23 protein-coding genes and 1 other RNA gene are annotated in these 24,580 nt (G+C 37.8%); 11 read left to right on the top strand and 13 right to left on the bottom strand.

Annotation, left to right across the window (positions count from 1 at the left end; genetic code table 11):
- Positions 1-3 precede the first annotated feature (3 nt).
- Complete coding sequence (gene aroB, locus QPK98_RS04525; protein WP_310991859.1) at positions 4-1,068, top strand: 3-dehydroquinate synthase; 1,065 nt, start codon at positions 4-6, stop codon at positions 1,066-1,068.
- A gap of 83 nt (positions 1,069-1,151) precedes the next feature.
- On the top strand, positions 1,152-1,445 hold the full coding sequence (locus QPK98_RS04520) for a hypothetical protein (protein ID WP_310991857.1): 294 nt from the start codon (positions 1,152-1,154) through the stop codon (positions 1,443-1,445).
- Positions 1,446-1,525: 80 nt separating this feature from the next.
- On the opposite strand, the gene QPK98_RS04515 is transcribed toward QPK98_RS04520, so the two are convergent.
- The 4 genes from QPK98_RS04515 to QPK98_RS04500 all read right to left on the bottom strand — a co-directional run bounded on the left by QPK98_RS04515 (position 1,526) and on the right by QPK98_RS04500 (position 5,066).
- Positions 1,526-2,074, bottom strand: a complete 549-nt coding sequence (locus QPK98_RS04515) for a type 1 glutamine amidotransferase domain-containing protein (RefSeq protein WP_310991856.1) — start codon at positions 2,072-2,074, stop codon at positions 1,526-1,528.
- Between the two features lie 114 nt (positions 2,075-2,188).
- Positions 2,189-3,136 (bottom strand): YihY/virulence factor BrkB family protein, encoded by a 948-nt coding sequence (locus QPK98_RS04510; RefSeq protein ID WP_310991855.1) that lies wholly within the window; start codon positions 3,134-3,136, stop codon positions 2,189-2,191.
- Between the two features lie 254 nt (positions 3,137-3,390).
- Entirely contained in the window at positions 3,391-3,870 is a 480-nt protein-coding gene (locus tag QPK98_RS04505; protein ID WP_310991854.1) for an Lrp/AsnC family transcriptional regulator, read from the bottom strand.
- A 38-nt stretch (positions 3,871-3,908) separates the two neighbouring features.
- The gene (locus tag QPK98_RS04500) at positions 3,909-5,066 is read right to left on the bottom strand and encodes a M14 family zinc carboxypeptidase (RefSeq protein ID WP_310991853.1); all 1,158 of its coding nucleotides are present in this window, start codon (positions 5,064-5,066) and stop codon (positions 3,909-3,911) included.
- Between the two features lie 292 nt (positions 5,067-5,358).
- On the opposite strand from QPK98_RS04500, the gene QPK98_RS04495 reads away from it, so the two are divergent.
- Together QPK98_RS04495 and QPK98_RS04490 are read left to right on the top strand one after the other, a co-directional pair.
- The gene (locus QPK98_RS04495; RefSeq protein ID WP_310991852.1) at positions 5,359-5,778 is read left to right on the top strand and encodes a helix-turn-helix domain-containing protein; all 420 of its coding nucleotides are present in this window, start codon (positions 5,359-5,361) and stop codon (positions 5,776-5,778) included.
- 43 nt (positions 5,779-5,821) lie between these two features.
- Positions 5,822-6,196: a DNA topoisomerase IV gene (locus tag QPK98_RS04490; RefSeq protein ID WP_310991851.1), complete on the top strand. Its 375-nt coding sequence runs from the start codon at positions 5,822-5,824 to the stop codon at positions 6,194-6,196.
- On the opposite strand, the gene mscL is transcribed toward QPK98_RS04490, so the two are convergent.
- From mscL to QPK98_RS04455, 7 genes are all read right to left on the bottom strand, one after another.
- Positions 6,193-6,621 (bottom strand): large-conductance mechanosensitive channel protein MscL, encoded by a 429-nt coding sequence (gene mscL / locus QPK98_RS04485; RefSeq protein ID WP_310991850.1) that lies wholly within the window; start codon positions 6,619-6,621, stop codon positions 6,193-6,195. The two genes, QPK98_RS04490 and mscL, sit on opposite strands and share 4 nt — an antisense overlap.
- A gap of 111 nt (positions 6,622-6,732) precedes the next feature.
- Positions 6,733-7,428 carry a (d)CMP kinase gene (cmk, locus tag QPK98_RS04480; protein ID WP_310991849.1) on the bottom strand — a complete coding sequence of 232 codons (696 nt, stop codon included), beginning with the start codon at positions 7,426-7,428 and terminating at the stop codon, positions 6,733-6,735.
- 26 nt (positions 7,429-7,454) lie between these two features.
- On the bottom strand, positions 7,455-8,474 hold the full coding sequence (gene porQ, locus QPK98_RS04475; RefSeq protein ID WP_310991848.1) for a type IX secretion system protein PorQ: 1,020 nt from the start codon (positions 8,472-8,474) through the stop codon (positions 7,455-7,457).
- Between the two features lie 224 nt (positions 8,475-8,698).
- Positions 8,699-11,149, bottom strand: coding sequence for an endopeptidase La (gene lon / locus QPK98_RS04470; protein WP_310991847.1), 2,451 nt, complete (start codon positions 11,147-11,149; stop codon positions 8,699-8,701).
- Positions 11,150-11,437: 288 nt separating this feature from the next.
- Positions 11,438-12,826 carry a DUF6252 domain-containing protein gene (locus QPK98_RS04465; RefSeq protein WP_310991846.1) on the bottom strand — a complete coding sequence of 463 codons (1,389 nt, stop codon included), beginning with the start codon at positions 12,824-12,826 and terminating at the stop codon, positions 11,438-11,440.
- A 49-nt stretch (positions 12,827-12,875) separates the two neighbouring features.
- Positions 12,876-14,183, bottom strand: a complete 1,308-nt coding sequence (locus QPK98_RS04460; RefSeq protein WP_310991845.1) for an MFS transporter — start codon at positions 14,181-14,183, stop codon at positions 12,876-12,878.
- A 98-nt stretch (positions 14,184-14,281) separates the two neighbouring features.
- The gene (locus QPK98_RS04455) at positions 14,282-15,100 is read right to left on the bottom strand and encodes a M48 family metallopeptidase (protein ID WP_310991843.1); all 819 of its coding nucleotides are present in this window, start codon (positions 15,098-15,100) and stop codon (positions 14,282-14,284) included.
- Positions 15,101-15,317: 217 nt separating this feature from the next.
- On the opposite strand from QPK98_RS04455, the gene QPK98_RS04450 reads away from it, so the two are divergent.
- Genes QPK98_RS04450 through msrB (QPK98_RS04440) form a run of 3 tightly spaced genes read left to right on the top strand, consistent with a single transcriptional unit; the run spans position 15,318 to position 16,743 of the window.
- Positions 15,318-15,845 (top strand): collagen-like protein, encoded by a 528-nt coding sequence (locus QPK98_RS04450; RefSeq protein WP_310991842.1) that lies wholly within the window; start codon positions 15,318-15,320, stop codon positions 15,843-15,845.
- A 3-nt stretch (positions 15,846-15,848) separates the two neighbouring features.
- Entirely contained in the window at positions 15,849-16,349 is a 501-nt protein-coding gene (gene msrB, locus QPK98_RS04445) for a peptide-methionine (R)-S-oxide reductase MsrB (RefSeq protein WP_310991841.1), read from the top strand.
- Positions 16,333-16,743 (top strand): peptide-methionine (R)-S-oxide reductase MsrB, encoded by a 411-nt coding sequence (gene msrB, locus QPK98_RS04440; RefSeq protein WP_310991839.1) that lies wholly within the window; start codon positions 16,333-16,335, stop codon positions 16,741-16,743. Before msrB (QPK98_RS04445) ends, msrB (QPK98_RS04440) begins: the two co-directional genes overlap by 17 nt.
- Positions 16,744-16,861: 118 nt before the next feature.
- Here the strand turns inward: msrB (QPK98_RS04440) and rnpB are convergent.
- Positions 16,862-17,224: RNase P RNA component class A (gene rnpB / locus QPK98_RS04435), an RNA gene on the bottom strand.
- A 255-nt stretch (positions 17,225-17,479) separates the two neighbouring features.
- Between rnpB and QPK98_RS04430 the strand changes: the two genes are divergently transcribed.
- The 4 genes from QPK98_RS04430 (at position 17,480) to QPK98_RS04415 (ending at position 23,240) form a co-directional block, all read left to right on the top strand.
- Positions 17,480-19,309 carry a DNA polymerase III subunit gamma/tau gene (locus tag QPK98_RS04430; protein ID WP_310991838.1) on the top strand — a complete coding sequence of 610 codons (1,830 nt, stop codon included), beginning with the start codon at positions 17,480-17,482 and terminating at the stop codon, positions 19,307-19,309.
- Between the two features lie 61 nt (positions 19,310-19,370).
- Entirely contained in the window at positions 19,371-19,952 is a 582-nt protein-coding gene (locus QPK98_RS04425; protein WP_310991837.1) for a MiaE family protein, read from the top strand.
- A 19-nt stretch (positions 19,953-19,971) separates the two neighbouring features.
- Positions 19,972-21,258: a chloride channel protein gene (locus tag QPK98_RS04420; RefSeq protein WP_310991836.1), complete on the top strand. Its 1,287-nt coding sequence runs from the start codon at positions 19,972-19,974 to the stop codon at positions 21,256-21,258.
- A gap of 122 nt (positions 21,259-21,380) precedes the next feature.
- On the top strand, positions 21,381-23,240 hold the full coding sequence (locus QPK98_RS04415; protein WP_310991835.1) for a PLP-dependent aminotransferase family protein: 1,860 nt from the start codon (positions 21,381-21,383) through the stop codon (positions 23,238-23,240).
- A 439-nt stretch (positions 23,241-23,679) separates the two neighbouring features.
- Here QPK98_RS04415 and QPK98_RS04410 read toward each other — a convergent pair whose 3' ends face one another.
- On the bottom strand, positions 23,680-24,579 hold the full coding sequence (locus QPK98_RS04410) for a Ppx/GppA phosphatase family protein (protein WP_310991834.1): 900 nt from the start codon (positions 24,577-24,579) through the stop codon (positions 23,680-23,682).
- Position 24,580 lies beyond the last annotated feature (1 nt).

Below are 24,580 nucleotides of genomic sequence, written 5' to 3'. Positions count from 1 at the left end.
AAAATGGCAAAAAGCAAAAAAGGAGCAGTCTATAAGAACGAAAGGGCTTGGAAAGCTATTTCTAAAATAATGATTCAGCCCGAGATTTCAAGTGTTTTTATTCTAACAGATACCAATACTGCTTTGCATTGTCTGCCTGTTTTTCTTCAGAAACAAAATTTTAAAAATCCACCACATATACTAAAAATTGAAACGGGAGAAGAACATAAAACAATCCATACTTGCTTGAAAGTCTGGAAAATATTGTCTGAAAAAGGAGCTGACAGAAAAAGCCTTATAATTAATCTTGGCGGTGGCGTTGTTACCGATCTTGGCGGCTTTGTAGCCTCAACTTACCAACGCGGTGTTACCTTTATTAATATTCCCACTTCCCTACTCGCTATGGTGGATGCTTCTGTGGGCGGTAAAAATGGAGTTGACCTTGGATATATAAAAAACCAAATTGGCGTTATCAACCCACCAGAAATGGTGGTTCTCGACACCGAATTTTTAAAAACACTCCCTCCTGAACATATAACTTCCGGTTTGGCAGAAATGCTAAAGCACGGTATTATCCACAGTAAAGCGTATTGGGAACGTGTTAAAAACGCCGATTACACCAAAACAAATGAATTTGAGAGCTTAATTTGGGATTCCATTGAAATTAAAAGGGAAATAGTTACTAAAGACCCTTTTGAAAACAATCTTCGAAAAACATTAAACTTCGGGCATACGCTTGGGCACGCTATAGAATCGTATTTTTTGGAAGCTTCAAATAAAACCAAGTTATTACATGGCGAAGCGGTGGCGGTTGGCATGATATTGGCCACTTACATCTCAAATAAAATGCTTAATTTTCCTTCAGAAACACTAACTGACATTACCAATAATATTTTAAAGCATTTTCCGAAACAATCATTTACTGAAAATGACATTGAAGCAATCATCAAATTGCTTGTATTCGACAAAAAGAATAGAAATGGGCAAGTACTCTTTGTACTATTGGAAGATATTGGCAACTATAAAACGAATTGCATTGTAAACAACGAACTGATTCACAAAGCTTTTCAGTTCTATAAAAATTTCTAAAAATTTTCTTGAAATAATTTTTAAGTCTTTTATTTTTAAATAGTTTTATAATTCCAAATTAAGATTAAAATATTACAAATTAGATGAAGCGAATTATAGTAGATTTCCGAAAGTTGACCCCAGAAATACTTTCTTTATTAGTTGAAAAATATCCTGATGGGTATGACGACGACCACGTTATTACCTTTAAAAACGCCAAAAACGAGACTGTAGAGGCGGTTGAGGTAAAAACGGAAGATACTGTTTACTTAGTAAAAGTAAGCTCACGTCTTGAGGTGTCCATGGCAAATTTTGATGAAGAAGACTATGAAGAAGCTGAATTTAGTGAGCCTATCAGCGAACTTCCGGAAAAAGAAGATATAGATGAAGAGGAATAACCGCTTCTAAACAGATAAACCACATATAGAAAAAGAGGCTTTTTTAAGCCTCTTTTTTATTTTAAGGAATGTAAAAGCAACTATGCATGCTGAAGCTTGTGTTTTCCTTCGTGAATTTCCTCAATTAATTTTGAATTAAAGGCTGGTAAATCGTTTGGCGATCTACTGGTAACGAATCCCTTATCTACAACTACTTCTTCATCAACCCAATTAGCTCCTGCATTTATCAAATCGTCTTTAATTGAAGCAAAGGAGGTCATTTTTCTTCCATTTACTACCCCTGCAGAAATCAATACTTGCGGTCCATGGCAAATAGCTGCAACGGGTTTTTTAGCTTCAAAAAAAGCTCTAACAAATTTAAGTGCTTCTTCATTTCTTCGCAGCTTATCCGGGTTTATCACCCCTCCAGGAAGCATTAAGGCATTGTAGTCTGTAGCATTTGTATTTTCAATGGTAGCATCTACTTGATACGCATTACTCCAATTTCCGTCGCTCCAAGATTTTATTTCCCCCTCATTCTCACCTATTACGTCAACCGAAAACCCTTCTTTTTCCATAGCGTCTTTAGGCGATTTAAGTTCTGATTCTTCAAATCCGTCTGTTGCTAAAATTGCAATTCTCTTTTTCATAATCTTCTTTTTAAGTTTGACATCAATTTTAATGGAAAGCTAAGCAGCTATTCTCCCATTGTCAAATACTGAATATTAATGTTTTACAAATATTCGTTAAGATTTTTATGAGGATCAGTTACTTTTTAAGGTGTCTGCTTTTTTTTTATCAGCTTCAACTTTTTCTTTGAACTCGCGTAATTTTTCCATTTCCAACTCATAGGAAAGCGTAGCATTGCTAGAAGGCTCAATTTTTATGTTTCTTTCTAGTGCCCAATGTACCGTGAACTCAGCGCCAAAGAATAATATTAAACAAGTATAATAGACCCATAATAATAACAAAACAACACTTCCTGCAGCACCATAAACGGAGGCTGGATCTGATTTGGCAAAATAGAATCCAATAAAGTATTTACCAATTAAAAATAATAAAGCCGTCATGGAAGCGCCTATAAAGTTGGTTTTCCACTTAACCTTAACATCCGGAAGTAAAGTAAAGATTGCTGCAAATAAAGCGGTAATGATTAATTGGGAAATAATGAAATTGATAAACTGGATAAACCCTGGCGAAAATTCGGTATAGTAAGAACCTATAAACTCACTTAATGCATTGATAGCAGTACTTAAAACAAGTGAGATAAGCATTAAAAGCCCAATAACCAAAACCATCCCAAAAGATACCGCCCTTCGTTTTATGGTATCCCAAATATTATTTTTTTTAGAGCGAACACTCCAGATGTTATTTAGAGCTTTTTGAAGTTGATAAAAAACTCCGGTAGCACCAAAAATCAAAACCCCTACCCCAAAAATTATAAATAAGAGCGAACTCTCGCTTAGGGCAGAGTTTACTATCATGGTTTGAATCAAGTCTGCACTGCCCTCACCTATCATTCCAGATATTTCATTACTAATCCTGCCTTCTACAGCTTCTCTGCCAAAAAATATACCGGCAAAATGTACCGTTATTATTAGTAGTGATGGTAATGAGAATAAGGCATAATATGCAATAATCGCACTTTTTGCCCAGGGGTCGTTTTTATCCCAGCTTAAATATGTTTCCTTTAAAAGCTTTAAAAATTTCATTGTAAATGGTTTTTTTATTCAGGAGCAAAAATGCATCTTGTAATTTTTCACGCAGAAATCATAATTTTTCAATTAAACCCCTTCTTCCTTCAGCATTTCTAATTATCATTTTTTTTGAAAAAATGGCGCTGTAAGGTCCCTGTGAAAAGTATTTACCGTTTTAAAAATGAGCAAACTAATCTAAAAGGTATTTTTAAAGATAAAAAAAACCTTTGCGGAATGGCAAAGGCTTTTTCATAATGTTATAACAATTATTAGATATGCTTAAAGATAGAGTGCAGCAATCTTTTTTTATCGTTGATGCTTTCCTCCATAGAAATCATGGTTTCCGTTCGGCTAACACCTTCGATATCGTCTATCTGATAAATAATTTCTTTTGCGTGAGCCGTGTCGCGTGCTCTAATTTTACAAAAGATGTTAAATTTACCCGTTGTAACGTGGGCAACAGTAACAAAAGGGATATGGGTAATTCGTTCCATCACAAACTGCGTCTGCGAGGTTTTAAAGATAAAGACACCTACATAAGCTATAAAGGAATAACCTAGTTTTTTATAATCTACTTGTAATGAGGAACCAGTGATAATTCCAGCATCTTCCATCTTTTTAACGCGTACATGAACCGTTCCAGCGGAAATCTCAAGCTTTTTGGCAATATCCGTGAAGGGCGTTCGCGTATTTTCAATTAACAGATCTAAAATTTTATGATCCGTATCGTCTAATTTAAATTTAGGCATGTTCTTATTATTTTTTCGCAAAACTACTTACTTTTTAGCTAAAGTAGAAGTTTATGTGAAGAAAAAACCACCAAATCGTTAGTTTTATCATATATTTCTGAAATATTACCCCCAACTGTTAATTTATCATCAGTATTTGTTAAAATTTTTGCTTTATTGACATTTTTTTCTAGATGCCCAAATCGATTTTTAAATTGCCCAATTTTATCCACCACAGCATCAAGTTCAATATTATCACCCCGAAGCCTTTCTACATACTGAATAGCAATGTTTACAGGCGCTACAGCTCCCTCCAAGACTGCATTTTTCAACACAAAGTCATTGTAGTTTTTTCTATTTTCAGGAATATCAAAGTACATTTTATAGTCTACAGCTGGCGTTTTAGTAAAAACATCAAACAATGAGATGAGAGCATAAAAAACAAACGCCCTCGTCTGCTCTCTTTTATAATCTTGTAAATAATGCCCCGCCTCGAATAAAATAGTAGGAACACCCATTTTTTGAAATGTATCGCCCACGCAATTCATATTGAAGCTATCGTCATACCTACCAACCTGTCCTGGGATTATAGCTTGAAGCATCTTGTTCATTTTAACAATCTGTTCCATAGCAGTAATTCTGGCCTTCGTCAAGCTTCTCTCCTTATCAGCTGCAGGAGATAAAAAGGATACCGTTGCCGGACTACCGTTGTCAAAACCGAATATGGAGCGCTGATCGTGCAAGTTTAAGCACAGCTGTGGCTTTACCTCCTGAAAAACGTTACGCAAACACACGCTCTCACTTTGCGATAAATTTACGGCATCACGATTCAAGTCAATACCATTTGCATTTTCCCGGGTATAGCGCTTTGCACCATCTGGATTTAAAATAGGTATTAGGTAAAAGGTATAGGTATTTAAAAATGTCTCTATTTCACTTTGAAAACAATCGTCCTGCCCCAAGAATTTTAAAAAATCAAAAACAGCTTTAGTCGTGGTTGATTCATTTCCGTGCATTTGAGACCAGCCCAAAACCACTTTCGGTCCGTTTCCAATTTTAAGTAGCGGAATGGGTAATCCTTCTTCAGAATGTCCAGCTACAGAAATTTGATAAGTTGTTTTGTAGTCGTCTAATATTTTAGAAATATGAGCTAAGGTTATATATCTACCTGCTAACCTATTTTCAAAATTTTCGTGATACCAAGATTGTATTTTCATATAGTAAATTCCAAGTTTACAAAGTTAAACAATGAATGGTTTACAAATGTAAACGAAGTACAGCAGGCTTTTTGATTACATGGGTAAACATAACTTTAGTCGTCAGTCGTAAAATTCGGATCACAGACAATCAATTTATCAAAATAGCCTTAAAAATCATTTATTCAGTTTTATAGGAGCCACTAACTAAAGTATAGGTTTATATAAAATCAAGTTATTTAACCTATTTTATTGACCGTATTGATTAATGTATTACATTTGTAACTAGTCTTGCATTCTAAATTTTGTTACAATGATAAACAGCGCTAATTTTGTAAAAAGGCTCGAGAAAATTCTTGAATTTTACCAATTATCTGCCACTGCTTTTGCAACGGAAGTCGATTTTAATCGCTCTACTATTTCGCATTTACTATCGGGTAGAAACAAGCCGAGTTTAGAGTTTGTTATAAAATTGCTTGAAAAATTTCCTGAGGTGGAAATGGATTGGCTCTTATTTGGAAAAGGTAGTTTCCCCAAAACGAAAGAAAGAAAACACGAAAAACCTACCCTCCCCCAAAAGCCAAAATCGAATGTAGAAAAACCTTCAGATTTATTTTCGGCAGAAAACCTTTCCGAAGAAAGTAGTGTTAATGAAAATATCCAAGCTGGGAGACCGGTACAGAAAATCGTCATTTTTTATAAAGACGGGGGTTTTAATATATACGAAAATTAAACCATCTCAGGAATTTTGCCGAAATTCGCATAAAAAAATAAAAATGCGTTTTATCATTCCCTTACTTTGTCTGCTTTTAATGAGTAGTTGTTATGAAAAGGAGCGTAATTGCTCAGACTTTAAGACTGGAACTTTTGAATTTGAAGCCCTCTCAGGCACTGAGGTCTTTAAAACAACCATTACCCGTAACGACTCTATTGAAGTTGATTTCTACCAAGGTAAAACCGATTCTTCCACTATTAGATGGGTCAATGACTGTGAATATATTTTGACAAAGATAAACCCGAAGAATCAGGCTGAAAAGAAAGCTATATTAATTAAGATCCTTACCACAAGTAAAGATCAATACACCTTTGAATTTAGTGAAGTGGGAAAAGTGAAGTCAAGCAAAGCAACGGCAAAAAGGGTAAAACCTTAGTCCTTACGCTTTTTCAACATAGCATTTTGTTCCTGCATCAGGTTTTCAATGTTTGATAACAGTTGAATATTCTTGGGGGTTTCTACGGTTTTATCCTTAGGATCGTCAGATTTTCGCTTAAAGCGATTTATGACTCTAACCACGATAAATATTGTAAAGGCTATTATAAAGAAATCTATCAAAACCTCTAATAGTTCTCCATAGCCTATTGCAACCTCCTCTACGGAATCAGTTGCATGGCGTAGTATGTATTTTCTGTTAGACAGCCTAACTCCATCAGTAAGCAATGTAAGTGGCGGCATAACCACCTTTTTCACAATAGTACTAATCACATTGTTAAACGCGGTACCAATGATTATCCCGACCGCCATATCGATCATATTACCCTTAATGGCGAAGTTTTTAAACTCTTTATAAAAGCTCACTGTTTTAATTTTTTAGTATGTTTTGAAGCTTGCTGAGTTCAACCCATAAGTGCAAAACATTTGTTCTTTAGGACTTCAATAGGGTTCGATAGAATCAAACTCCTATATTTTTTACACGCGGCCTGCAATACGGTCTTTTGCTAATTGCAATACATAGTGAAATTGATCTTCCAAATTCATTTCAGAATTATCAACTTCTATAGCTTCGGCATCTTTCCGCAAAGGAGAGTCTTCACGATTGGTATCCATATAATCGCGATCCTGAATATTTTTAAGTACATCGGCATATGCTACCTGATCGCCACGTTCGCGCAGTTCCTTAAACCTTCTTTTAGCCCGAATTTCTGCCGAAGTGCTCATAAACAATTTAAGCTCAGCTTCGGGAAACACCACAGTACCAATATCTCTGCCATCCATTACCACTCCTTTTTCCAACCCCATTTCCTGCTGCTGGGCAACTAACTTAACACGTACTTCATGGACTGCAGCTATCTTGCTTACAAATTCAGAAACTTCAAGGCCACGGATTTCACTTTCAACATCTTTTCCATTCAAAAAAATATGAGCTTTATTCCAAGCCGTCTCTTTTTTAAACTTTAAATGGATTGCGTTAAGCGCTTCAATTAATTTTTCTTTATTGAAGTGTGTTTTAGAGATTATATCATGCTGCATTGCGTATAAGGTTACAGCGCGGTACATTGCGCCACTGTCAACATACACATAGCCTAAATAATCTGCAATTTGCTTGGCCACGGTACTTTTACCCGTAGAAGAATAGCCATCTATTGCAATTGTAATTTTACTCATAGTTATTGCCCAATAATGGGAGGTTTTTACTGTAGATCTACATTTAGTCCAAAAAAACTTGAAGTCGCTGCACTGCTGTATTTTGAATACGAATAGCTCAATCTAAACTTGTTCAGTTTTATAGCGAAACCAGCACTTATTCCTGCAAAGGTACGTTTATCAACAATCCGTAACTCTTCTCCTCTTCTAAAATTATACCCCAAACGAATATTGAACCCACTTTCAGGGAATAGCTCAATGCCAGCAATCATATGCCGAAAAGCATTATCAACAAAAGTTACTTTTTCTTTGGTAACATTCCCTTCTAGGTCTATTTCTTCACGGGCAGGGTTTGAAAATCCAATATTCCATTTTTGCATATTCTCTAGGGTGAAATGCCAGCGTATCGGAATATTTTCAAGGGTTTGAGATATTCCTAAGATAACCTCAAACGGTAATGGCTCATAAGTTTCGTGATAGGGCGTTAACTGCGTACCAATATTTCTTGCAACTCCTGTAATCTGGAGGTCCCAGTCTTCATAAACATACATAATGCCTATATCAACAGCCGCACCAAAGGAAGAATAACGCTCTAATTTTGAAGATATAAATTTTAAATTAACCCCAACATGAAAATTTGTAAAAGCAATATTACGAGCATGCCCTATTGATAAGGCTACCTCGCCACCGCTAAAACTATTGGTTGGATTTCCTGTTTCGTCATAACCGTCAAATTTTCCGTAGTTGGCATAGGTAACTCCAGCGTGAAGCACCTGTGTTCTTCTATCCCAAAGGTAGGCATAGCTTGCGGTTCCGTAGTTTACATCGCCAATATAGTTGGTGTAGTTAAGCGAAAGCTGATTGTCCATTTCCGGGTTTATACTAGCCGGATTAAAAAGCCCTTGGGTTGGGTCATAGTCATAATTAGTAACTACTTTTCCACCCAATGCCGCCATTCTTGGACTGTTAACCATATTCAAAAATTGATAGGTTGCCCTACCTCCTACCTGAGCTACCAAAAGCTGAGAAAGTAATAATGAAAAAACTAAGAAAATTTTTTGGGCCATAGACGCAAGTAACCGTAACTAAAATCTAAACGAATACAAGTATAATTTATTTTTGCAAAGGAAAGAAACATCTCGGATTAATTATTATGTCTACCCTTAAAAACTCAAATATAATTGTAAAAAGAATAGTAATGCCAAAATCAGCCCAAGCATTTAGCTCGACTAATTTTGGCATTACTACATTTTGGGTAAGCGTTCCCTTAGATTAGGCTATAAACGAAGGATTACAGTTTTTTTGCGTTTTTTACCTTCTCTTTGGTGAGCGCCAGATCAAGAACATCGCCCATATCTTTTACATAATGGAACGTCAAGCCTTTTAAATACTCTGGCTTAATTTCTTCAATATCCCGTTTATTTTGCTCGCAGAGTAAAATTTCTTTTATCTGCGCTCGTTTTGCTGCTAGAATTTTTTCCTTAATTCCACCTACGGGAAGCACTTTTCCGCGAAGTGTAATTTCGCCTGTCATCGCTATAGATTTCTTAACTTTTCGTTGCGTAAATAGTGAAACTAACGAAGTGAGCATGGTTATACCCGCACTTGGACCATCCTTAGGTGTTGCGCCTTCGGGTACGTGAATATGTACATTATATTGATCAAAAATATCTGGATTAATTCCCAGCTGCTTTGCATTAGATTTTATATACTCCATGGCAATAGTGGCAGACTCCTTCATCACTTTTCCTAAGTTCCCGGTCATGTTTAATGCACCTTTTCCTTTAGAAAGCGCCGATTCAATAAAAAGAATGTCGCCGCCAACTTTCGTCCAAGCCAACCCAGTAACTACGCCAGCAATATCGTTGTTTTCATATTTATTGCGTTCCATTTTAGGAGCACCCAAAACCTCAACAATAACATCATTAGAAATTTTAACATCATACTCTTCTTCCATAGCAAGCTTCATGGCTGCATAACGCACCATTTTTGCAATCTGTTTTTCCAAACCGCGAACTCCACTCTCTCGCGTATAACCAACAATGATTTTTTCCAGTTGCGGTTTGGCTATTTTAAGCGACTTCTTGTCCATACCGTGCTCCTTTAACTGTTTAGGAAGCAAGTGGCGTTTTGCAATTTCTACCTTTTCCTCAATGGTGTAACCGGTAACATTAATAATCTCCATCCTGTCTCGTAAGGCAGGCTGTATAGTGCTCAAGCTGTTTGAAGTAGCTATAAACATAACCTTTGAAAGATCGTAACCAAGTTCTAAAAAGTTGTCGTAAAACGAACTGTTCTGTTCGGGATCCAATACCTCCAACATTGCCGAAGAAGGATCTCCTTGATTACTCGCCGAAATTTTATCAATCTCATCTAATACAAAAACAGGATTACTGGTTTCTGCTTTTTTGATACTCTGAATAATTCTTCCTGGCATCGCCCCGATGTATGTTTTTCTATGGCCGCGAATTTCGGCTTCATCGCGTAGTCCGCCAAGGCTCATACGCACGTATTTTCTGCCCAATGCCTCTGCTACAGATTTCCCCAGTGAGGTTTTACCTACCCCTGGAGGTCCATAAAGACAAAGTATTGGCGATTTCATATCGTTACGAAGCTTTAAAACTGCCAAATACTCAATGATACGTTGTTTAACGTCGTCAAGTCCATAATGGTCGCGATCTAAAATTTTTCTGGCGCGATTTAAATCAAATTTATCCTTGCTGTATTTATTCCAAGGAAGGTCTAAAAGCAAATCGAGATAATTTCGTTGAATGCTAAATTCAGCCACCTGCGGATTCATACGTTGCAGTTTGGCAATTTCCTTTGAAAAATGCTTCGCAACATCTTCGTCCCATTTTTTTGCTTTGGCACGTTCGCGCAACTCTTCTATTTCGGCTTCAGTAGAGGAACCACCCAACTCCTCCTGAATGGTTTTCATTTGCTGCTGAAGAAAATACTCGCGTTGTTGTTGATTGATATCGCTTTGAACTTTAGACTGAATATCATTGCGAAGGGAAAGCTTCTGAATCTCCATATTCATAAAACGAAGCGTTTCCAATGCACGTTCTTTCAGATTGTTAATTTCCAAAAGAGTTTGCTTTTCTTCAACCGGAATATTAAGGTTTGAAGAAACAAAGTTTATCAAAAAACTAGGGCTTTCAATATTCTTAATCGCAAAGGAGGCCTCCGAAGGAATATTCGTGCTTTGTTTAATTATTTGGAGCGACATCTCCTTAATAGATTCAATAATTGCATCGAATTCCTCACTTTTCTTTTCTGGGCGGGCTTCCGCTACTTCACGGACCGTAGCAGTCATATACGGATCATCGGTAATTACCTCTGTAAGTTCAAAGCGCTTTTTACCTTGAATAATAACCGTGGTATTGCCGTCTGGCATTTTTAGGACTCTTAAAATTTGTGCCACGGTACCCACAGTATTAATGTCTTTAATACCTGGATCTTCTTCTTCTTCATCCCTTTGCGAAACAACGCCAATAATCTTGTTTCCTTTATTGGTTTCGTTGATCAGTTTTATGGATTTGTCTCGCCCGGCAGTAATAGGAATTACCACTCCTGGAAATAAAACGGTATTGCGCAATGGTAAAATAGGAAGAATTTCTGGTAACTCTTCTTTATGCATTGCATCTTCGTCTTCGGCAGACATCAATGGAATAAATTCTGCGTCGTCGTTAATATCTTGAAATGACAACTTGTCTAATGATGTTAATTTTGATTTCGCCATATATTGGTTTAGGACATTGTGTCACACCTATTGCAAACCCAATGTCTTATTATTAAAGTGTTTTTATTCGTTTTCTAAAAGAACGCTGTATTTCAAATGCTTTACAGTTGCTCTTTGTGTATAATTCAAGAGTTGTGCCAGTCTTCTTAGGTGAAGCCACATCGGCTTTAGAAATTGGTGTTTTAAAGTTTAGTAATTTGAAATTGAGGTTGAAGCTATTTCTTTTTAAAGGAAGAAGCCGCCCAAAGTATAGTTTGGAACGGCTTCTTACGTTATCTGTTTATTGCTTTAAGGCAGCACTATCAAGAATGTGCCTCCAGTAACTTGATAAATAGTAGGGTCTTGTCCAGCTACATCTTTTCCGGTAAAGTTGAAACTTCCTTCTATAATTCCATTTTCCATGTCATAATTGGTAATTACTAAACTTCCGGTTTCGGAAACATAAGGAATTGAAGTCCCAACCACTGGTGTATAAATGCCTACTACTTCATCGCCATCAATAACTTCGGCTTCCATATCATAAGCACCTTCTGTAACGGTCAACGGGAAGCTGAGTTCCATTTTTTGGTCTTCCTTTGTTGTAGTAATGGTAAGTCTTGGATATTGATTTACAGGTGCAACTTCAATATTAATTTCTTCTGGAATATATGGTACATCATCAACATTAGCGCTGAATTGATTATTTGCTCCGGGAACACCTTCAAAATAAGCAGTAAGGTTTCCTTCTGTTACTTCTACAACATCGGGTCTTTGATTTAACGGGTCGGTTGCTGTAAAATTAAAAGTAGCTTTAAGCACTCCAGCCTCTAGGTCAAATTCAGTTATGGTAATTGTTCCTGGATCGGAAGTAAGATTTTCATTGCCATCGCCTGCGTTATAGACTGCAATAAGTTCTGTGCCGTCAGAAATTCGAACCATTTCAAAAGTACCTACACCTAAACTGCGAGGAACATCAATGCGAATCAATTCGCCGGCCGCAGAATTAGCAATTACTTTTATCATGTGTATATCGCCCACAATGGGTTCGGAAACCAAAATACTTTCGGCAATAAAATCGACTCCATCCACTTTGGCAAAAAACTCATCGTTAGTACCTCCAGTGCCTCCGCCCGTATCGTCAAAAACGTATGAAACTGAATTAAAAGCTCCACTGGTTATGCCTACTTCTTCCATTACTGGGTTACCACTGCCATCAAGAACTGGGTTGCCATCGTCATCAAGCTTTACACGAACTCCGATAAAACTAAAGGTTCCTGTTACGGTTTGCTCTTCAGTATTTAATTCGGTAATTTTTAATTGGCCAGAACCACCGAAAGTTTCAGCAGTTACATAAGGAACCACATTTGTAGAACCGTCAAAATAGGCTCCTGCATTTTCATTGGTTTCGTTTGTTGCCAGATTAAAAGTGCCAACAGCGGCATTAGTAATACCCAAGGTTATGTTTTCGCCCCCAGCTTTTTCGCCAACAATAACAAGTTCGTTATCTGAGTTAATCGTGGCAGATGCTAAATTCGCAATAAATTCTTCCCCATCAATTGTTGCTATAAACTCTCCATCCTCGGCTTCATTTTGATCGTCTTCGGGAAATTCTCCAGTGAGCGGCTCATTTTCACAGCTAAAAAATTGGAAAGCTAGGAACGCCAAAAGCAGTCCTTTTATAAGATACATTTTCTTCATAAATTAGTTTATTTGATAGGTACTTAACGCAAACTTAAACAAAAATTGCTTAAGTATTTTTATTTCTGGGAACTCTTAACAGCAAAAATACACCAATGAGAAAAAATATAACCAAGAACAAAATAGCATTGCGCATACTGCCCGTTATTTGGTCTATAAAACCGTAAATTAACATTCCTATTACAATTCCTATTTTCTCGGCAACGTCATAAAAGCTAAAATAGGAAGTGGTATCCTTAGTATCGGGCAAAAACTTTGAATACGTAGAACGCGACAAGGATTGTATCCCGCCCATTACCAAGCCCACAACTCCGGCAGTGGTGTAAAAATGAATTGGTTCTTCAATAAAAAACGCCACTATACAAATGGAGACCCATACTAGGTTAATAATGATCAGGACAGGAATATTCCCAAACTTTTCTGAAGCGCGTGACGTAAGCATGGCGCCACCAACTGCTACCAACTGGATAATCAAAATACTCACGATTAAACCCATGGTTTTTGAATCGTCATCGCTCCAGTTTATCTCCTGTTCTCCAAAATATGTAGCAACAAGCATAACTGTTTGAACCGCCATACTATACACAAAAAATGCGGCCAAATATCTTTTTAATTGAATGTTTTCTGAAAGTGAATTATAAACACCTTTCAACTCTCTAAAACCATTGAGGAGTATTCTGGCACTTACTTTTTTCCCGGTTTTATAACCCTTCGGAAGAAAATAGAAGGAATATTGACTAAATAAAATCCACCAAACACCAACACTAACAAAAGACCATCGCATGGCTTGCATACTGGATTGAAAACCAAAAGACTCCGGAAGCATTACCATTGCTAGGTTAAAAAGCAATAAAATTACACTGCCTAGATATCCCATTGCATATCCGCGGGCACTAATTCTGTCTTGCTGTTCGGGAAAAGCAACATCGGGCAAATAGGAATTATAGAAAACCAGACTGCCCCAAAAGCCTATGAGACCAAAAAAATACAACAATAGGCTTATGTAAATCTTTTCTAGACTAAAAAAGTAGAGCCCCATACAAGATAAAGCCCCGAGATAACAGAAAAATTTCATAAAGCTTTTCTTATTCCCTACATAATCTGCAATCCCAGAAAGCAATGGCGAAATAAAGGCTACAAGCAGAAAAGCTGCGGCGGTGGTATAACTAATTAGAGGTGTACTTCTTATTGCGCCACCAAATACAGAAACTGTTGTTACATCGGCAGCGTCAAAGAGCGCTTGATAATAAATAGGAAAAACTGCCGAAGCAATAACCAGACTATAGACCGAGTTTGCCCAATCGTAAAAAGCCCAGGCATTTAGCAGTTTCTTATTCCCTTTTAATAGTTTCTGCATACTGAAAATTCATTTATAACGGTCGCTAAGCTAATAAAAAAATCCCGCGTTAAGCGGGATTGAAAAAATTCATTTTTTAAAATAATGAGGTAGATTGACTACTTCTTAAAACTAGTAACGCCAAACTTTTTGGCCTCGGCTCTTGCCTCTGGCGCCCAGTTTCTAAGGTTTTGAATTCTGGTAGTACTTGCAGGGTGCGTACTTAAAAACTCTGGTGGCGCACCTTGTTGCTGTGCTTTCATACGTTCCCATAGTTGGGCAGCGGCCTCTGGTTCATAACCAGCTATCGCCATTAAAATTATGCCAATATGGTCAGCTTCGGTTTCATGGCTTCTACTAAAAGGTAGCATGACCCCAAGGTTACTTCCCAAGCCATAAGCAGTATTAAAAATTTGTTGATTTTCAGCATTTCCCGCCAAGGCAACATTACCGGCAACGGCTCCTAACTGCTGCAGTTGGCCGGCGCTCATACGTTGCTGGCCATGATTTGCCAAGGCATGCGCCACCTCATGACCCATAACAGCTGCCAAGCCTGCTTCGTCTTTAGTAACTGGCAAAATTCCCGTGTAGATAACAATTTTACCTCCAGGCATACACCAAGCATTTACATCTGCACTTTCCACTAGATTGTACTCCCAACGATAATCTTTTAAATAGCCTGCATAGCCATTAGCATTTAGGTATCTTTCGGCAGCGGAAGCTATTTTTTGACCAACGCTTTTTACCATTCTCGCATCAGAGGAATTAGATACAACTTTGTTTTCAGATAAAAATTCATTGTATTGCTGGAATGCCATAGGCAAAATCTGTGAGTTTGGTACTAAGGCCAAAGTCTGCTTGCCTGTAAATGGATTTGTACTACAGGCAACAACGATTGCGCCTAAAGCCAATATCAATAAAGATTTTTTAAGTTTCATATATCGGTAGTTTTGTTAAACGTTAAAAATAAAAATATAAATTTAGGTTTATACTAAATTTCCTTTAAACTTTTAAATTTCAAAAAATATACCAAAAAAATAAACTTTAGTGTTTCCTTAATATAGTGGTCCACAAAAACACTTTAAGTTTATACCAATAAATCATGGAACGACTTTTGTAAATTAAGTAATTGAAAAACCTTTAAAAATATATATTATGAAAAATCTACTACTGTTTTTAGCCCTATCCACAACCATCCTATTTACTTCCTGTGAAGGCGATCCTGGACCTCCAGGACAAGATGGCGGTTTGTTATATGCTCAGGTTTTTGAGGAAACCGTAGATTTTCAATACAACGCAACCAACGGAAATTTTGATACACCATATATAGCTTTCCCCTTTACCGTTTATGAAAGTGACGTAGTATTGGTTTATAGATATGAAGGACAGGCGGGAATTGGCGGTGGCGAAACTGCTGATGTTTGGAGCCCTTTGCCACAAAATATTTTTTATAACAATGGCGATATCATCCAATATCTCTTCACGAATACTTTCGTAGATGTTCAAATGTTAATTGAAGGAAATTTTGACCTTTCAACTCTTAACGATGGTTCTGTGTTAGATAATCAGACATTCCGTATTGCCGTTGTGCCTTCAGAATTTGCCAAAACAAACCCATCCATGGATGATATTTTGGAAGTAATGCGTGAAAACAATATGCAGATTGAAAAAATTGAAGATTAATACATGAAAATTTTAAGCTCCATTATCGTTTTTAGCGCCTTATTTTTCAGCTGCAATTCTCCTGCACAAAAGAAGAGTACGGAAAAAGAACAGAAAAACTTTGAAATCACTAAATCTGATGCGCAATGGAAAGCCCAGTTATCGTCCTTGGCGTATAATGTACTTCGCCATGAAGCTACAGAACCTGCGTTTTCGAGCCAATTAAATGACAATCACAATAAAGGCACCTATGTTTGCGCAGGATGTGGCACGCCTGTTTTTAAAAGCAAACATAAATTTGACAGTGGAACCGGATGGCCTAGTTTTGATAGGGAAATAGAAGGTAATGTAGCTTTTTCGGTAGACCGAAAGTTGGGCTTTAGCCGTACCGAGGAACACTGTGCGACCTGTGGCGGGCATCTAGGTCATGTTTTTAATGATGGCCCACGGGAAACTACTGGCAAAAGACATTGTATTAATGGTGCCGCACTAAAATTTATACCGAAAGATGAAAAAGAAAGATAAGTACCCTATAAGCAAATCGGAAGCCGAATGGCGTGAGGAATTAGGCGACAAACGCTATCACATTCTCCGTGAAAAAGGCACAGAATACCCACAAACTGGGGAATACAACCTCACTTTTGAAAATGGCACCTATGTTTGTGGCGCCTGCCGTTCTCCTCTATTTAAAAGCGACCAAAAATTTGAAAGCAATTGCGGCTGGCCTTCTTTTGACGATGCAATTGACGGGGCTATAGAATATGTAAATGACACGACTCACGGAATGATTCGCACGGAAACCTTATGCGCGAAATGCGGTAGCCATTTAGGTCATATTTTTGAGGATGGCCCAACTGAAACCGGCCAACGCTACTGTATTAATTCGCTATCGTTGGGTTTTGAGAAGAGCGAAAAGTAGAAACTCTATTTTAGTTTTGCGTTGATAATCTGAGGCTATAGGTAAGTATATAGTGTAAGTTCTGATATTTGTTTAAAGCAAATTCAATTTCACCCGTTTAGAGTTGAGTAAATTGAATAAAAAAAGCAGGCCTATAAGCCGGGTTCTGTTACCAGCCTCAAACAATATGAAACTAGCACCTTATCATTTATCTAGACGTTCTGTTACCAAAACGCTCAATCTGTCTACCCTCCTGCATCGGGCGGGAACCCTTTCCTAACTCCGATAGATATCAGAATCAAGGCACAGGTTTACGTGACATTTCACCGCATAGAGTTTACCTGGTTTCACTACAGCATTACCTGTACATTCTTTCTGCTGCACTGGTCCTATCCGCCATGGCGGACGACGGCCGTTAGCCGCTATGCTTCCCTATGGTGCCCGGACTTTCCTCCCAAATCCTCGCAAATGCGAGGATCTCGACGATAAGGCGGCCTGCTGTACAAATGTACTTCAATGTTAATAAATAAGGGAAAATACAAAGGCCTATTTTTTATAAATTCGTTGTACATCTCTATATTTGCTTGATTGTCTAAATTTAGCTGTACTTTCATTAATTATTGAAAAGTTTTAAGGCGAAAAAACCTTGTCGTTTTTAACCCAAGCTATTTTAAAACAAAACAAATTACAATCTAATTGAACTTTACCCTTTTCGGCATTTTGAAAACGCTGAATACGGAATACTGACTTTAATAAAATGGAACACTTCATTGTATCTGCCCGAAAATACCGACCTGCAACTTTTAAAGATGTGGTTGGGCAACAGGCCATTACCAATACCTTGGATAACGCCATCGCCAATAATCACCTTGCTCAGGCTCTACTTTTTACAGGCCCAAGAGGTGTAGGTAAAACAACTTGTGCCCGTATTCTAGCCAAGAAAATAAATCAAGATGGTACCGAAAAAGAAGACGAGGACTTCGCATTCAATATTTTTGAACTCGATGCCGCTTCCAACAACTCGGTAGATGATATCAGAAACTTGATAGACCAGGTTCGGATTCCACCACAAGTAGGAAAATACAAAGTCTATATTATTGACGAGGTTCACATGCTATCCTCAGCGGCTTTCAACGCTTTTTTAAAGACGTTAGAAGAACCGCCAAAACATGCCATTTTTATTTTGGCAACTACCGAAAAGCATAAAATAATCCCTACCATCCTCTCAAGGTGTCAAATTTTTGACTTTAGACGAATTGGGGTTCGCGATATTAAGGGGCATTTGGCCGAAGTTGCTAAAGCAGAAGGTGTAGAAGCCGAAGACGACGCCCTGCACATTATTGCTCAAAAAGCAGATGGCGCCTTGCGCGATGCACTTTCAATTTTTGATAGAGTTGTAAGTTTCGCAGGAAAAAAACTTACCCGTGAAGCGGTTACCGAAAACCTGAACGTGCTGGATTATACCTGGTATTTTCAAATTACCGATTTATTACTGGAAAATAACATTCCGCAGGTATTGCTATCTTTTAATGATATACTTTCCAAAGGCTTTGACGGACATCACTTTATTATGGGGCTTGCCTCACATTTCCGCGATTTGATGGTCTGTAAGAACCAAGAAACAATCAACCTTTTAGAGGTTGGCGAACAGGTTAAAACCATGTATTTTGAACAGTCGCAAAAAACAAGTGCACAATTTCTTATTGAAGGAATTGAAATTGCAAACACCTGCGACCTAAAATATAAAAACAGTCAAAACCAACGGCTGCTCGTGGAACTTTGCCTAATGCAACTTGCATCTCTGACTTTTCAGGGCGAAAAAAAAAACTCCAATAACGGCGAACGCTTCGTAATACCGCCCTCCTATTTTAAAAGTGAGGCATATGTTTCGGAATCTGCAACTGGTGGCAAGCAAGAAATTACTTCTGCCGGAAATACCGTCCCAGAACCTATAAAAACGGAAACCGATAGCCAACAAGACGAAGCCGAAGAACAGCAAGTAGCCGAACCTTCCGAAGCAATTGCTACAGCTAATAATTCAGAAAAACCTTCTGATGTAGCAGAAAGCAATAAGGAAGCATCCAAAAAAGTTGAAGATCAGTCCAAGGCTCTGGCCGAACGAAATGCCAAAAAAGTTTCCGCGCTCTCGCTAAAGAGTATTCAAAAAAAGAAGCAACTAAAGGAGGAAATGATTGCAAACCAACCGGATGCAAAGAATCTACCAGTCAATGATTTTTCTGAAGCCGAAATGCTTTCAGCTTGGAAAGAATACACCCAAGACGTAGAAAAAAAGGGAAGGTATAACCTCTTGTCGCATTTAACTATGGGCGTTCCCAAGCTTGAAGGGCACATAATTCATTTAGAATTTCCAAACCAAACCATAAAGACCGAAGTGGAACGCGCTAAATTCAAGCTGCTTACTTTTCTTCGTGAAAAACTTCAGAATTACAACATTGATCTCGACATAACTGTAAATGAAGTGGTTGAAAAACGATATGCCTATACAACCCGGGAAAAATTTGAAAAATTAAAGGAGTTAAACCCATCAATTGAAAAATTGCGCAAGGAGTTTGATCTCGATATCTAGGTTTGCCATTTTCAAATGCCAATACTAAATACAAAAAAAACAATTAAAATATAATATCATAATGTTAGGTTTAATGCTTCCCACAGACCCACGATGGGTGAATATTGTTGAAAAGAATATAGAAGACATTCTTACAGATCACGCTTGGTGCGAACAAAAGGCTGCCTCTACTGCGGTTTCGTTAATTGTAAGTTTCCCAGAATACACCGATTTAATTCAGGAAATGACCGCTTTAATTAAGGAGGAGATTAGTCATTTTAAAATGGTACACGACAAAATTCTGGAACATGGCTGGGTATTAGGCCGTGACCGAAAAGACGAGTACGTTTTACAGATTGTAAAGTTTTTCCCAAAAGGTGGCAGTAGGACCACTCAATTGGTACACCGCTTATTATACGCCGCGTTAATTGAGGCGCGAAGCTGTGAACGGTTTCGGCTTTTAAGTGAACAACTGGAAGACAAGGAATTGGCAGAATTTTACAGAAAATTAATGGTGAGCGAGGCAAATCATTACACCATGTTTCTTAGTTTTGCGCGTCAATACGGAAACCGGGAAGAAGTAGATCAAAAATGGAGCGACCTACTTTCTTTTGAAGCAGAGGTAATGAAAGACCTTGGTAAGCACCAATCCATTCACGGGTAATACGTAAAACATTTTCAGAATGAAGCTCAAAAGTAGAAGAAAACTAGTTAAGTACTTAGATGTTCTGGACCGTCCCATTCGGTTTAATCCGTTTCTGTTTAGTAGAATGTTTATTCTTTGGGCAGTATTGGGTTTAATTGGTGGAATAATCTCAGGTCTATATTGGGTTGTACTTATGTTTTTAACCGAAGTTTTGGGCGGTTATACGGGCTGGCTCGTTATTCCGGTAATGGCTATTTCTGGCCTTGCCGCAGGCTTAATAATCTATTTTATTGGCGATCCCGGCGAAATGCAGCTTATTGTAAACAACATTCGCTTTAACAAAGGAAAGTTAGATCCAAAAAACAATCCATCCATGATTCTGTCGTCGCTTATTTGTGTGGCGGCAGGAGGAAGCCTTGGTCCTGAATCGCCATTAGTACAGGTTACAGGTTCAACAGGAAGTTGGATGGGCAAAATATTTAGGTTAAAAGGCGAAGAATTGCGCTCCCTAAGTATTGCCGGGATGGCTTCAGGGTTTACCGCTCTCTTCGGTGCCCCTTTGGGCGGTAGTCTTTTCTCCTTGGAAATCCTACATCATAAACACGCTGTTGAATACTACCAAGCTATTATCCCCGCCCTTGTTGCCAGCGGCTTTAGCTATATTGTTTTTGCTATAATAGTTCAGTTGGGCTGGGGACCAATGTGGGATCTTCCCGCTTATGAAATGGCTAACTTCTTTGATTTTGGATGGGCGGTTCTATTCGCTATTTTTGCAACTATTGTAGGCTGGGGCTTTATTTTCTGTACCAAATTCTTTAAAAAGCTTTTTGAGAAGTTAAAAACACCAATCTATATAAAAACAATGATTGGGGGCGTTTTACTGGGTACTATTGCTTTTTATATTCCGCTAACAAGATACTTTAGCCATTTTGAAATCAACGATTTACTTCAGGAAAACGGTACGGTCCAGTTCCTGATTGGCGTTTTGGTTTTTAAAATTATTGCAATTGCCATTACAGTTACTTCAGGGTGGCGTGGCGGATTTATTATTCCGTTGTTTTTCTGCGGAACTGCTCTTGGGCTGTTGCTTCATACCGTTTTTCCTTCAATCAGTCTTCCGTTAACTATTGTAAGTTGTATGGCCGCCATAAACGCCTGCGTAACACGAACGCCCATGAGTACAACTATACTTTTGGCTACGCTTACCGGTTTCACCTACTTTATTCCAATACTTTTTGCCAGTTTAACCGGTTATTTTCTAGCGCCCCGCATTCCTTTTATAGGAGCACAGCTGAAGGAAATAGAGGATAGAGACGAAAATTAAGGATAGAGTAAATAAAAGAAAGATTAGTGTAATTGAGTTTATCTGGTTTAAAACCATTTCCTAATCCTTTTTAGAGAAAACCGAACTTATTTATATTATCAACCCAATTTAAGTTGAACACAATGAAAGAGAATACTATGTTAGACCATATAAAAAACGTGTTAGAAGTTATGCCAACAGATTGGTTAAAACTTACAACACATCGATTAGATATTTATAATGAAGAATTAGCCAAGACGCAATTTCTAGACCAATTTGAAGCCTTAGTTAATAAGGATAATGGCAATACAAGCGCCATTAAAACTACTGATTTAAGCCAATTACCTACGGCCTACGACTATATTCGCCTTGGGCATCCATTGTCGTCCATATTAGAATGGAGCGTGGCCAGTTTAAACAACCTACCTGCAGCACATGTAATTAGTTTTCAGTCTAGAACCACACCCATTTTGGCTATTTTAAGAAAGAATTTATTAGCCAATGTACCTACCAAAATTGTTTATACAGGTAAGCTACCAAACTTTATAGATGCCGAAGCTTTGCGTCGCGTTTATGGATATAATTTTGAATTGGTACAACTGGAAACCTTAGCAGCTGCTCCTAAATTTGAAGGAAAAACCGTTTTTATTTCAGAACAGCGCAATATTAGCAAGATTGAACACCACCCAAATATTGATTTTTATATTAATTTTCATGACCATTTGGGAAGTATTCTTTTAGTAAATGGCGCTGAAAATCAAGATTATGTTTCAGAAATACAACATGTAAGAAGAAGGGAAACAATTGCCATGACCCCAGCAAATTCTTATTCGGCATTAAAGTCATTGGTAGATGGGGCTTCATTTAAAACTGAAAATGATAGTTTAAAGCAAGACAAACCACGTGTTCTAGAATCAATTAACAAGGTTACCGGTTCCACTACAAAACCATTGGTTGCTTCTAGCGGCTTATCTATGCAATATGCAATTATGATGGGGCTTATTGATGATGCCTTGGAAAATCATAAAGGAAAACCGATTAAGTTTATTGTTCCTCCAAATTGTTACGGGGGAACAAATGACCAAGCAAGACGTGTAGCCGCATGCTTAGATAACGTGGAAGTAGTAGATTTACCGGTAGATGGCGATAACGATATGGTCACAAGTATTGATAGCGTTTTAGATAAAATTGCCCATGAAGATGCCATTCCTTATATAATTGCCGAAATACCGACCAACCCCAGAGTTGAAGTCCCTGACCTTGACCAGTTAAAAGCGGTACTGACCAAGAATCGCACAACGGCTAAAGGGGTAAAAGCTATCGATCCGGTTTTTATTTTAGATCAGACTTTTTGCCCAAACGTACATTTTTTAGGCGAAGGTGAAATACTTTCATCCATGCGGGCAATTGCATACGTTAGCGGATCAAAATTTCCTAGTGGTGGTCGTTGCACAGCCGGTTACTGCATAGGGAATCAAAATACAAAATCGCTGATAACGAAAGTTGAAAAGCATTTGACTATCTGCGACAATGAGGCAACTTCTCTTCAATATGAAATTTTAGCAGAGCAATTGCCTTCCATGAACCAGAGAATAAAAGACGCGTACGCCAATACGCGTGAATTTGTAAGTTATATTGAAAAAGTCTTACCAGCGGCAAAAATCAATTTTGTCTCGGAAGAACTTGCTAGCAATGGGTTTACACCATCTGTTTTCTCACTAGACCTTCCCACAAAAGGAAACACAGATGAAGAACGGGAGGCATACAAAAGAGCCTTAAACCTAAAGTTGATTAATTTAATGATCACAAAAATCCCTAATGAAAGTAAGTTCTGCGTAAGTTATGGGCAACTAAAAGGATGCTATTGGACCATTCCCGCTACATCTACCCAGGGAACTACAAAAGAAGGCGATAAAGATTATATTGTACGCGTTTCACTTTCGCCCAATTTAGATCTTGACCTTCATAAAAAGGTGTTTTTAGAGTTTGTGAATAACATGTAGTAATACATGTTGAACTCCTTCGGAGTTCTGTATGTAGGCAGGTATATTTAACCTCTAATACAATCTTCACTTCATTTCGGTTGTATTAGAGGTTATCAACATTAAACCCCTCTGGGGTTATTTTTCGCAGCTCTAATTGTACTACTGAATCTATACTGAAACCCTTTCAATACTCCGAAGGAGTTTAACCTTAATAACCCTACACAAACACCGTGCAGTGTAGGGGTACAATCCCGCCACCTAGCAAGAACCCCGAAGTGGGTTCAATTTAAAATATCTTCAATTGAGTGACGCAATGCGAAATACTGATGAAGTTTAGGCTATAAACCACATTACTACAAGTGAACTTCAGTTCGTTAGATTTTAGTCTTGATTCTTTATCAGGACAATAGTGATTATAAGTGAATTAAAATATCTAGCTAGCTTATGGTATCCAAGATTAGCCTTCGGTTATTTTTTCATTATAAAGACTTTTAATAATTCCGTCACTGAGCCCTATTTTAGGAACAAAAACATTTTTTGCCTTGGCCCATTTCATGGCAGAAAGATAGATGCGGGTTGCAGGAATAACAACATCGGCACGATCTGGGTTCATATCTAGTTGAGTGATTCGTTCTTCGTAGGTTAAGGATTTTAGCTTTTTAAAATAAGAAGACAAATAGGCATAGCTAAGTGGTTTGCCTAACTTTTTTCCACTCTTTTTGAAGATTGTATTGATGTTTCCACCGCTACCAATCATTGATATATTGCGATAATCGAAAGTTTCCCGTTTTATCCAGGCTTCCATTTGGTTCCATGTTTCCTCGTGTACCAAACCTTCCAAAAGCCTAATAGTTCCAATTTTAAAGCTTTTGGAACTTATGGTTTTTCCGTTTGCGAATACTGTTAGCTCGGTACTTCCACCACCTACATCAACATATAGAAAAACCTTATCGTCTTGAATCAAGGTTTTTAAGTCTGTGGATGCAATAATCACCGCTTCATCATTACCGTCTATAATGTCAATATTAATTCCGCATTTATTTTTAATCTCTTGAGCAACTTCCTGTCCATTCGAAGCTTCTCTCATAGCAGAAGTAGCACAAGCTCGGTATCGTTCAATGCCATGGGTGTTCATCAAAAGCTTAAAAGCGGTCATAGCATCGAGCATTCGCGCAGCTTTACCTTCTGAAATTTTTCCGTTAACAAATACCTCTGCTCCCAAACGAATGGGAACCCGAACTAGGGATGTTTTTTTGAAAATAGTGTCTTTATCCTGCTGTTCAATAACAGAATTAATCAATAAACGTATGGCATTACTGCCTATATCTATGGCAGCGTATTTTTCAATGTTTAACAAA

The organism is Aequorivita marina (genome assembly GCF_031631895.2).
Lineage (GTDB): Bacteria > Bacteroidota > Bacteroidia > Flavobacteriales > Flavobacteriaceae > Aequorivita > Aequorivita marina.
This window is presented reverse-complemented; position numbering and strand designations above follow the sequence as displayed.